At 72.3% G+C, this 10,663-nt stretch carries 8 protein-coding genes; 3 read left to right on the top strand and 5 right to left on the bottom strand.

The genetic code is table 11. From position 1 onward, the window contains the following. Positions 1-184: 184 nt before the first annotated feature. Positions 185-430 (bottom strand): three-helix bundle dimerization domain-containing protein, encoded by a 246-nt coding sequence (locus tag AB0A74_RS35485; protein ID WP_358256542.1) that lies wholly within the window; start codon positions 428-430, stop codon positions 185-187. A gap of 403 nt (positions 431-833) precedes the next feature. Between AB0A74_RS35485 and AB0A74_RS35480 the strand changes: the two genes are divergently transcribed. Genes AB0A74_RS35480 through AB0A74_RS35470 form a run of 3 tightly spaced genes read left to right on the top strand, consistent with a single transcriptional unit; the run spans position 834 to position 2,956 of the window. After that, positions 834-1,625, top strand: coding sequence for a hypothetical protein (locus tag AB0A74_RS35480; protein WP_358256540.1), 792 nt, complete (start codon positions 834-836; stop codon positions 1,623-1,625). A gap of 37 nt (positions 1,626-1,662) precedes the next feature. Further along, on the top strand, positions 1,663-2,226 hold the full coding sequence (locus AB0A74_RS35475; RefSeq protein WP_358256538.1) for an RNA polymerase sigma factor: 564 nt from the start codon (positions 1,663-1,665) through the stop codon (positions 2,224-2,226). Continuing rightward, complete coding sequence (locus tag AB0A74_RS35470) at positions 2,219-2,956, top strand: hypothetical protein (RefSeq protein ID WP_358256536.1); 738 nt, start codon at positions 2,219-2,221, stop codon at positions 2,954-2,956. Before AB0A74_RS35475 ends, AB0A74_RS35470 begins: the two co-directional genes overlap by 8 nt. Positions 2,957-3,010: 54 nt before the next feature. Here AB0A74_RS35470 and AB0A74_RS35465 read toward each other — a convergent pair whose 3' ends face one another. The 4 genes from AB0A74_RS35465 to AB0A74_RS35450 all read right to left on the bottom strand — a co-directional run bounded on the left by AB0A74_RS35465 (position 3,011) and on the right by AB0A74_RS35450 (position 10,450). Continuing rightward, entirely contained in the window at positions 3,011-4,453 is a 1,443-nt protein-coding gene (locus AB0A74_RS35465; protein WP_358256534.1) for a glutamate synthase subunit beta, read from the bottom strand. Beyond that, positions 4,446-8,924, bottom strand: a complete 4,479-nt coding sequence (gene gltB, locus AB0A74_RS35460) for a glutamate synthase large subunit (protein WP_358256532.1) — start codon at positions 8,922-8,924, stop codon at positions 4,446-4,448. The genes AB0A74_RS35465 and gltB overlap by 8 nt, the downstream gene beginning before the upstream one ends. A 391-nt stretch (positions 8,925-9,315) precedes the next feature. Continuing rightward, the gene (locus AB0A74_RS35455; protein WP_358256530.1) at positions 9,316-9,534 is read right to left on the bottom strand and encodes a hypothetical protein; all 219 of its coding nucleotides are present in this window, start codon (positions 9,532-9,534) and stop codon (positions 9,316-9,318) included. A 211-nt stretch (positions 9,535-9,745) separates the two neighbouring features. Further along, positions 9,746-10,450, bottom strand: a complete 705-nt coding sequence (locus tag AB0A74_RS35450) for a VIT family protein (RefSeq protein ID WP_358256528.1) — start codon at positions 10,448-10,450, stop codon at positions 9,746-9,748. Between the last annotated feature and the right edge of the window lie 213 nt (positions 10,451-10,663).

The following is a 10,663-nucleotide window of genomic DNA, read 5'->3' as shown; positions in this document are numbered from 1 at the left end:
GTGCGGGTGCGAGTTGAGTGCCGTCCTTCAGCCACTGCAGAACGGTTGAATCGTCGACTGCCGCACGAATACCATACGGCGCACCCCCGGGGATCACGGCATCAGACCGTCGCCGGCGCGACCACCAGCCGGGCGGCCCGCACCGCGCCATGCGCGACCACCACCCGGGCGTGCCCGGGGCGGCCTACCGGACCTCCTGCAGCCGTTGCAGCGCCAGCCGGGCGGCCAGGATGGGCAGGAAGGCGTGCACCTTGGCCCGCGCGGCGAGCTGCCGGTAGGCGTCCGCGACGGCCTCGCGGACGACGCCGTGGCTCCTGGCGCCCGCCAACCGCCGGGTGACCTCCTCCGCGGCCTGGTCCAACTGCGCCTCGACGCGGGTGTGCAGATCGTGGGGATCGCGAACTTCGTGACCGTCGAGCCTGTCGCCCATCGCAGCCCTCCAACCCGAGCCCACGAGGCCGCCGTTCGACCTCCGCCGAGCCCGCGGTCCGGGATCGACCGTAAGGTTGAACGTTGGACAAAGACAGTCTGGACTTTCGCTGAACGGATCCGCATCATGCGGCACCCCGGAGCACCGGCCCGGGGCGACGTCGGACTCGCCGGCCAAGCCCTGGACTCGCCGGCCAAGCCCTGGACTCGCCGGCCAAGCCCTGGACCGACACCGGCCTCCACCGCACAGCGGCCGACCCGCCCGGACATCGCGCAGCACCTGACCGAAGCGTGAACGGTGATCCTTCTTCCGAGTGGTTTCCCCGCCCGTCGGGCGGCCGGGTGGGGGAGTCGGGCGCACGCTGGTGGCTGTTGTGGACCTTGGGTGTCGTGGTGGGGGTTCGGTGAGCACTTCGCAGGATCGGCGGGACCAGCGGCGGGCGGCGGTTCGGCGGACCGGGCCCGCGCCTCGGCGGCGGCGGAGGTTCCTCACGTTGGGGCGGGCCGTGTTGTTCGGGGCGATCGCGCTCCTCGTGGGCGGCGTGGTGAAGCTGCTGGTGCCGTCCATGACGCCCCTGCTGACCGCGGGGCTGGCGGTGGCGCTGGGGGCCGTGCCGTTGATCGTCGACCTGTTGCGGGAACTGCCGGAGCGGCGGCGGGCGCGCGGGGCGACGATGGGGCCGTTCGCGGCGGCGGCGTTCGTCCTGCTCGTGGTGGGTGGTGGGACGGCCTACGCCCTGTCGTGGACCATCGACCGGATCACCAGTGGGGAGAGCGTCCGGGCGCAGCGGTTGGGGCAGCCGGTGGAAGGGACGCTCGGGCCGTTGTCGCTGAAGGTGGAGAAGGTCGAGGTCACCGACAACTTCACCAAGGTGGCGTTCACCGCCGTCAACCGCGGCGCGATGGCGGCCAAGGTCAGCGTCGTGGACTCGTGCCGGCTGGTCACGGGGGAGGCGGAGTTCCGGCTCGACGGGCTGTTCGACGTCCTGCGCGAGCCGTTCTTCCTCGACGTCCCGGGCGGCGCGACGGTGCGCGGGACGTTCGCGTTCCCCGGCACGCCCGACCCGGGCCGGACCACCGTGACGATGAGTTGCGGTTCGGTGTCGTGGACCGGCTCGGACCCGCGGTGGCCGGGCCGGGACTTCGTGGGCCGGCCGCTGCGCGTGGCGGACGTCGAACTCGCGCCCACGGGCTGATGTGGAACCTCCGACCCCCGCGCGGTGTAGAGGGGGTATGACGGCAACCGCCACGGACGAGGCACGGCTGGTGGCCCGCGCCCGGGACGGCGACCCGACGGCGTTCGCGGACCTGGTGCGGGCGCACCACTCGGCGGCGCACCGCGTCGCCGTGCTGATGGGCGCGGGCGCGGAGGCCGACGACGTCGTGCAGGACGCGTTCGTCCGCGCCCACGCCGGGCTCGCCGGGTTCCGCGCGGACGCGGCGTTCCGGCCCTGGCTGCTGCGGATCGTGGCCAACCTGGTCCGCAACCTGCACCGCTCCCGCAGCCGCCGGCTGGACGCCCTGGTGCGGTTCGTCGCCCACACCCCGCTCGAACCCCTGCCCGAGCAGCCCGAGGACCTCGTCCTGGCCGACGAGCGCGGGAAGGCGCTGTGGGCGGCGCTGTGGCGGTTGACCGACAGGGACCGGCAGGTCCTGGGCTGCCGGTACGTGCTGGACCTGTCGGAGGAGGAGACCGCCCACGTGCTGGCGTGGCCGAAGGGCACGGTCAAGTCGCGGGCCGCGCGGGCGCTCAAGCGGCTGCGGGCGCAGGTGGAAGGCGAGGTGGACCGTGGCTGAGCGGCTGGAGGACGAACTGCGCGCCCTCGGGCGCGACTGGGACCACGAGCCCGACGACGCCACCGTGGCCGCCATCACCGAGGCGGCGACCCGCACCCCGCCACGGAAGCGGCGGTTCGGCGACATCGGCGTGCTCGCCGCCGCGGCGGCCCTGCTGACCGGGGTGACGGTGGCGGGCGTGGTCGTGCCCTGGGTCGTCGCCCGCGACGCCGTGCCCGCGACCACGACGACCACCTCGACGCCTTTCACGACCTACACCGACCAGCCGTGGCGGTCAGCGCACTGCGAGGGCTTCGGCAAGCCGTGGGTGGTCACCGCCGACGAGGTGGCGGAGCGGACCGGGTGGCGACCGCCGGGTGCCGGCACGCCGTGGGGCGAGCCGGAGGAGCTGAGGTTCGCGGTCGTCCGGCAGCCGACCGGCTACGTCGTGGCGAGGTACCGGGTCGACGGGATGCCGGTGACCCTGGAGCGCTACCCCGAGGCGGCGCGGCTGGAGCCCCAGCCGGGGACGCCGGCCATCGAGGTGCCGCTGGCCGGCGCGACCGCGCTCGTGGTCGAAGCACCCTCGGAGACGCGGTTCCAGGTGAGCGACCCCGACCGGTCCAGCCTGAGCGGTCCGGTCGAGTGCTCCGCCCGCAGGCTGATGTGGACCGCCGGCGACGGCGTCGGCTGGGCCGTCACCGGGCACCTGTCCACCGAGGAGCTGGTGGCGCTGGCGGAGACGCTCTGAGCGTGGTGGCCCCGCGGTGGGCGGACTCCGTTGTCCACCCACCGCGGGACCGGCTCACGCGATCGGCCGGTCGGTCGGCTCGATCGGTCGGGGCAGCACCTGCCGCCCGGTGAGGAACGCGTCCACGCCCGCGGCGGCCGAGCGGCCCTCCGCGATGGCCCACACGATCAGCGACTGGCCGCGGCCCATGTCGCCGGCGACGAACACGCCGTCCACGGTCGTCTTGAACTCCTCGTCGCGCACCACATTGCCGCGCGCGTCCAGCTCGACGCCCAACTGCTCCAGCAACCCGGCCCTCTCCGGCCCGACGAAGCCCATCGCGAGCGTCACCAGCTCTGCCGGGATCTCCCGCTCGGTGCCCGGCACCGGCTGGAACTTCGCATCGACCTCGACCAGCTTCAGCGCCCGCACGGCCCCGTCGGAGTCGCCCAGGAACTCGACCGTGGACACCGAGTACACCCGCTCGCCGCCCTCCTCGTGCGCGGAGGTCACCCGGTAGAGCATCGGGTAGGTCGGCCACGGGTGCGCCTCGGACCGCGTCTCCGCGGGCCGCGGCATGATCTCCAGCTGGGTCACCGACGCCGCGCCCTGCCGGTGGGCGGTGCCGACGCAGTCCGCGCCGGTGTCGCCGCCGCCGATCACCACGACGTGCTTGCCGGCGGCCGAGATCGGCGAGTCCGGCAGCTCGCCGCGCGCCACCCGGTTGGCCCACGGCAGGTACTCCATCGCCTGGTAGACCCCGGACAGCTCGCGGCCGGGCACCGGCAGGTCCCGCCACGCCGTCGCGCCGCCGGCCAGCACCACCGCGTCGTACGAGGCGCGCAGCTCCTCGACCGTGACGTCCACGCCGACGTTGACGTTGGTCCGGAACTGCGTGCCCTCGGCCCGCATCTGGTCCAGCCGGCGGTCCAGCCGCCACTTCTCCATCTTGAACTCGGGGATGCCGTAGCGCAGCAACCCGCCGATGGCGTCCGCCCGCTCCAGCACCACCACGTCGTGGCCCACGCGGGTCAGCTGCTGCGCCGCCGCCAGGCCCGCGGGCCCCGAACCCACCACGGCCACCTTGAAGCCGGTGCGGGTCCGGGGCTCCTGGGGCGTGACCCACCCCTCGTCGAAGGCGCGGTCGACGATCGAGATCTCGACCCGCTTGATCGTGACGGGATCGCCGTTGATCCCGACCACGCAAGCGGCCTCGCACGGGGCGGGGCACAGCGTCCCGGTGAACTCCGGGAAGTTGTTGGTGGCGTGCAGCCGCTCGATGGCGTCGCGCCAGTCCTGCTGCCACACCAGGCTGTTCCACTCGGGGATCAGGTTGCCCAGCGGGCAGCCCTGGTGGCAGAACGGGATGCCGCAGTCCATGCAGCGCCCGGCCTGCTTCTCCAGCCGGGGCCGCTCGAACTCCTCGTACACCTCGCGCCAGTCGCGCAGCCGCAGGAACACCGGACGGCTGCGCGGGGTCTCGCGCTCGGTGGTCAGAAAACCGCGCGGGTCAGCCATGTGCGGCCTCCATGATCGCCTCGTTCACGTCGCGGCCCTCCTGCTCGGCCCGCGCCCGCGCGGCCAGCACCCGCTTGTAGTCCTTGGGCATGACCTTGGTGAACCGGTCGACCGCGAGGTCCCAGTCCGCCAGCAACCCGTGCGCCACGGCGGAGTCGGTCTCCGCGTAGTGCTTCTCCACGACCGTCCGCAGGAACTCGCGGTCGGTGTCGTCCAGCGGGTCCAAGTCCACCATCTCCTGGTTGACCCGCTGCTCGCGCGCGTCCAGCACGTAGGCCACGCCGCCGGACATGCCCGCCGCGAAGTTGCGCCCGGTCGGCCCGAGCACGACCACCCGGCCGCCGGTCATGTACTCGCAGCCGTGGTCGCCCACGCCCTCGACCACGGCCAGCGCGCCGGAGTTGCGCACGCAGAACCGCTCGCCGACCTTGCCGCGCAGGAAGATCTCGCCGCTGGTCGCGCCGTAGCCGATGACGTTGCCCGCGATGATGTGCTGCTCGGCGGTGAACTGCGCGTCGGGCACCGGCCGCACCGTGATCCGCCCGCCGGACAGGCCCTTGGCGACGTAGTCGTTCGCGTCGCCGATGAGCCGCAACGTGATGCCGCGCGGCAGGAACGCGCCGAACGACTGCCCCGCGGTGCCGGTGAACGTCACGTCGATGGTGTCGTCGGGCAGGCCCTCGCCGCCCCACCGCTTGGTGACCTCCGAGCCGAGCATGGTGCCGACGGTGCGGTTGACGTTGCGCACCGGCAGCTCCAGCCGCACCCGGTCACCGGAGGCGATCGCGCCCTCGGCGAGCTGGATCAGCGTGTTGTCCAGCGCCTTCTCCAGCCCGTGGTCCTGCTCGACCACCTGGTGCCGCGGGGCGTCCGCGGGCAGCTCGGGCACGTGGAAGATCGGCGACAGGTCGAGCCCGGCGGCCTTCCAGTGGTCCACGGCCTTGCGGGTGTCCAGCAGCTCGGCGTGGCCGACGGCCTCTTCCAGCGACCGGAAACCGAGGTGCGCCAGCAGCTCGCGCACCTCCTGCGCCACGAACTCGAAGAAGTTCACGACGTACTCGGCCTTGCCCGCGAACTTCGCCCGCAGCGCCGGGTTCTGCGTCGCCACGCCCACCGGGCACGTGTCGAGGTGGCAGACCCGCATCATGATGCAGCCGGACACGACCAGGGGAGCGGTGGCGAAGCCGAACTCCTCCGCGCCCAGCAGGGCCGCGATGACGACGTCCCGGCCGGTCTTGAGCTGGCCGTCGGTCTGCACCACGATCCGGTCGCGCAACCGGTTGGCCAGCAGTGTTTGCTGCGTCTCGGCCAGCCCCAGCTCCCACGGGCCGCCGGCGTGCTTGATCGACGACAGCGGGGACGCGCCCGTCCCGCCGTCGTGGCCGGAGATGAGCACGACGTCCGCGTGCGCCTTGGACACGCCCGCCGCGACCGTGCCGACGCCGACCTCGGACACCAGCTTCACGTGGATGCGGGCGGCCGGGTTGGCGTTCTTCAGGTCGTGGATGAGCTGGGCGAGGTCCTCGATCGAGTAGATGTCGTGGTGCGGTGGCGGCGAGATCAGGCCGACGCCGGGCGTGGAGTGCCGCGTGCGGGCGATCCACGGGTACACCTTCGCGCCGGGCAGCTGGCCGCCCTCGCCGGGCTTCGCGCCCTGCGCCATCTTGATCTGGATGTCCTCGGCGTTGACCAGGTACTCGCTGGTCACGCCGAACCGGCCGGACGCGACCTGCTTGATCGCCGAGCGGCGGATCGGGTCGTAGAGCCGCTCCGGGTCCTCGCCGCCCTCGCCGGTGTTGGACTTCGCGCCCAGCCGGTTCATGGCGATGGCCAGGGTCTCGTGCATCTCCTGCGAGATCGAGCCGTAGGAGATCGCGCCCGTGGCGAACCGCTTGACGATGGACGACACCGGCTCGACCTCGTCGATCGGCACCGGCGGGCGCACGCCGTCCTTGAACTCGAACAGGCCGCGCAGCGTCATCAGCCGCTTGGACTGGTCGTCCACGGCCTTCGTGTACTCCTTGAAGATGTCGTAGCGACCGGTCTTCGTGGAGTGCTGGAGCTTGAACACGGTCTGCGGGTTGAACAGGTGCGCCTCGCCCTCGCGACGCCACTGGTACTCGCCGCCGACCTCCAGCTCCCGGTGGTGGGCGCGGACGCCGTCGGGCGGGAACGCGAGCCGGTGCCGGCGCGCGACCTCCTCGGCGATCACGTCGAACCCGATGCCGCCCAGCCGGGACGTGGTGCCGGTGAAGCAGGAGTCCACGACCTCCGCGCCCAGGCCGATGGCCTCGAAGATCTGCGCGCCGGTGTAGGAGGCGACGGTCGAGACGCCCATCTTGGACATCGTCTTGCGCACGCCCTTGCCCAGCGCCTTGATCAGGTTGCGGGTGGCGGTCCTCGGGTCGAGGTCGGCCATCTCCTCGACCGACGCCATCGCCAGGTACGGGTTGACCGCCTTCGCGCCGTAGCCGATGAGCAGCGCGATGTGGTGCACCTCGCGGGCGTCGCCGGACTCCACGATCAGGTCCACCTGGGTCCGGGTCTTCTCCCGCACCAGGTGGTGGTGCACCGCGCCGGTCAGCAGCAGTGACGGGATCGGCGCGTGGTTGGCGTCCACGCCCCGGTCGGAGAGCACGACCAGCCGCGCGCCGTCGCGGATCGCCGCCGACACCTCGACCTTGATCTCCGCCAGGCGGCCCACGAGCGCGTCACCGCCGCCGTTGACGTCGTAGGTGCCGTGGACGGTGTAGGTGCGGAACTCCGGCAGGGTGCCGTCGTCGTCCACGTGCACCAGCTTGGCCAGCTCGTCGTTGTCCAGCACCGGGAACGGCAGCGAGATCCGACGACAACTGCTCGCGTCGGCTTCCAGCAGGTTGGGTTCCGCACCGAGGGTCGCGTGCAGCGAGGTGACCAGCTCCTCGCGGATCGCGTCCAGCGGCGGGTTGGTGACCTGCGCGAACAGCTGGGTGAAGTAGTCGAACAGCTGCCGGGGCCGGTTGGACAGCGGCGCGAACGGGGCGTCGTTGCCCATCGAGCCGATCGGCTCCGCGCCGGTCTTCGCCATCGGCCGCAGCAGCAGCGACAGTTCTTCGTCGGTGTAGCCGAAGACCTGTTGACGACGCACGAGGGACGCGTGCGTCGGCACCTCGCGCTCGCGCGCGGGCAGGTCGGCCAGGTGCAGGATGCCGTCGGAGACCCACTCCTGGTACGGGTGCTCGGCGGCCAGCTCGCCCTTGATCTCCTCGTCGTCGATGATCCGCCCCTGCGCGGTGTCGACGAGGAACATGCGGCCCGGCTCCAGGCGGCCCTTGCGGACGATGGTGGTCGGGTCGAGGTCGAGCACGCCCGCCTCGGAGCCCAGCACGACCAGGCCGTCCTCGGTGACCCAGTAGCGGGCGGGGCGCAGGCCGTTGCGGTCCAGGACCGCGCCGATCAGCGTGCCGTCGGTGAACGACACCAGCGCCGGGCCGTCCCACGGCTCCATCAGCGTGGAGTGGAACTCGTAGAACGCGCGCCGCTGCGGGTCCATCTCGGCGTGGTTCTCCCACGCCTCGGGGATCATCATCAGCACGGCGTGCGGCAGGGACCGGCCGCCGAGGTGGAGCAGTTCCAGGACCTCGTCGAAGGTCGCCGAGTCGCTGGCGTCGCGGGTGATGACCGGGAAGATCCGCTCCAGGTCGCCCGGGATGAGGTCGGTGGCGAGCATCGACTCGCGCGCGTCCATCCAGTTGCGGTTGCCGCGCAGCGTGTTGATCTCGCCGTTGTGCGCCACGTACCGGTACGGGTGGGCCAGCGGCCACGACGGGAACGTGTTGGTGGAGAACCGGGAGTGCACCAGGCCGATCGAGCTGGTGACCCGCTCGTCGGTCAGGTCGGGGAAGAACTTCTCGACCTGGGGCTCGGTGAGCATGCCCTTGTAGACGATGGTGCGGCCCGACAGGCTCGGGAAGTAGACGCCGGTGGCGTGCTCGGCGCGCTTGCGCACGACGAACGCCAGGCGCTCCAGCTCCATGCCGTCCTCGCCGCCGATGAACAGCTGGCGGAACCGGGGCATGGTGGTCTTGGCCGTGGGACCGACGTGGTCGGTGTCCACGGGCAGGTCGCGCCAGCCCAGGACGGTCGCGCCCTCTTCCTCGGCGATGCGCTCGATCCGCGCGCGGACCTCGTCGTCCTCGTGCGGCAGGAAGGCGGTGCCGACCGCGTAGGCGCCCGGTTCGGGCAGGTCGAAGTCGACGACCTCGCGGAAGAACGCGTCGGGCACCTGGATCAGGATGCCCGCGCCGTCGCCGGTCTCCGGCTCCGCGCCCCGCGCGCCCCGGTGCTCCAGGTTGCGCAACGCGACCAGCGCCTGGGCGACGATCGCGTGGTTTCTCCGACCGGCGAGGTCGGCGACGAACGCGACACCGCAGGCGTCGTGCTCGAACTGCGGGTCGTAAAGACCGTGCTTCGGCTGGTGGTGGTGGGTCACAACGGGCCCTCCCGTGGCATCGCCTGTCTTGACTGTTTTCGGGCAAACAGACATGGCCGGGTGCCTGGTGCGCGCTTCGTCGACGCGCGGCAGCTCGGCCTGCAGGACTGCTGGCTTGGGGGTCCACGCCGGGGGAGATGGGGGCGTGGGGCCGCACTCCGTTGTGCGGGAAACTGCACTTCCTTGTGCGCGTGTCCGCGAGGCCTGATCGGGCCGCTTGGTCACGCGGGGCGGTGCACCGGGGTTGCCGGGGTCTTGTGACGATAGTGTGAATTCGCGGTTATGGCTCTAGTCCGACAGGGCGTCGTGGTGAATCCCACGCCCAGTTGACATCGTTCCGACCAACGGGTTACGCCCGGTCGGACTAGCCCTTCACCCTCTTCAGTGGTGACTAAACCGCCCCGGGCACGCGCTGGGCGACTCTCGCGCAGCCCGCGGCGGCGAGGATCGACAAGCCGGCCAGGCCGCCCTGCCACACCTGCGCCTCGGACAGCGCGACGATCCCGTTCACGCCCGCCACCAGGATGAAGAGCAGGGCGAGCAACACCCAGAGCCGCCGTTCGGCACGCGCGCTGCGCGGGACGAGCAGGGTCGTCGGGGGATGGGTCACGGCTTGCACCTCCGCTCCTGGTCTTGACGCTCCCAACGGCGTCAAGCCAGCGGCGGTTACCCGCTTCCTGCGGTCTTCACACCTCCGAGGGACAACTTTTTTCGCGCGCCCACCGCAGGTGTGCGCGCTGCGTGACCGCTGTCACAGTGCGGGCGGTCGTGTGCCGGTCGGCTGACGGAACGCGGGCGGACCCCCGGCGTCGCGGAAGGGCTCAGGCGACGGCCACGCCGAACAGCAGGCCCACGTAGTAGGTCACCAGCATGGTCAGCGTCCCGACCACGACGTTGCGCCGCACCGCCCGCCACACCGGGCTCGCGCCCAGCCGCGCGCTGACCACCCCGGTCAGCACCAGCCCGACGATCACCGCCGCCGCGCAGGTCCACACCCGCCACGACAGCGGCGGCAGCACGATCGCCACCAGCGGGATCAGCGCGCCGACCGCGAAGGACACCAGCGACGCCCACGCCGCCTGCCACGGGCTGGTCAGGTTGTCCGGGTCGATCTGCAACTCGGCCTCGGCGTGCGCCCGCAGCGCGTCCTGCTCGGTCAGCTCGCGCGCCACCTGGGCGGCCAGCCGGGGGGACAGGCCCTTGTCCTCGTAGATGTCGGCGAGCTCCTGCTCCTCCTCTTCCGGCATCTCGCGCAGCTCCTGGGCCTCCAGGCGCAGGGCGGCGCGTTCGGTGTCGCGCTGGGTGCTGACCGAGACGTACTCGCCACCCGCCATCGACAACGCGCCCGCGACCAGCCCCGCCACGCCGGCGGCCAGGACGGCGGTGCGGTCGGTGGTCGCGCCCGCCACGCCGACGACCAGACCGGCGGTGGACACGATGCCGTCGTTCGCCCCGAGGACGCCGGCGCGCAGCCAGTTGAGCCGCTCGGACAGGTCGTCGTGGTGCGCTTCGCCGGCGTGGGTCATGGCGTGATCGAACCACTTCGGCGGCGGTTGTGCTCCGCCGGAGCTTGGGGGGAGCCATGCGCGGCCGGGCGTTGGTGAGCAGACGGGCGTTGCCGGGTGTCGGGGCGTTGGCGGCGGTGGCGTGGCCGTCGCCGGCGGCGCGGACGGTCGCCGGGTGCGCGGAGTGGGGCGCGCGGGTTCCGGCGGAGCGGCCCGAGGTCGTGCCGCGCCGGC

Source organism: Saccharothrix sp. NPDC042600 (assembly GCF_040647305.1).
In the GTDB taxonomy this organism is placed as follows: domain Bacteria; phylum Actinomycetota; class Actinomycetes; order Mycobacteriales; family Pseudonocardiaceae; genus Actinosynnema; species Actinosynnema mutabilis.
This window is presented reverse-complemented; position numbering and strand designations above follow the sequence as displayed.

Excerpts from the sequence above, each read along its gene's own strand:
- AB0A74_RS35475 (WP_358256538.1), top strand. The coding sequence starts at position 1,663 with ATGACGGCAACCGCCACGGACGAGGCACGGCTGGTGGCCCGCGCCCGG.
- AB0A74_RS35450 (WP_358256528.1), bottom strand. The coding sequence starts at position 10,450 with ATGACCCACGCCGGCGAAGCGCACCACGACGACCTGTCCGAGCGGCTC.
- AB0A74_RS35485 (WP_358256542.1), bottom strand. The coding sequence starts at position 430 with ATGGGCGACAGGCTCGACGGTCACGAAGTTCGCGATCCCCACGATCTG.
- AB0A74_RS35465 (WP_358256534.1), bottom strand. The coding sequence starts at position 4,453 with ATGGCTGACCCGCGCGGTTTTCTGACCACCGAGCGCGAGACCCCGCGC.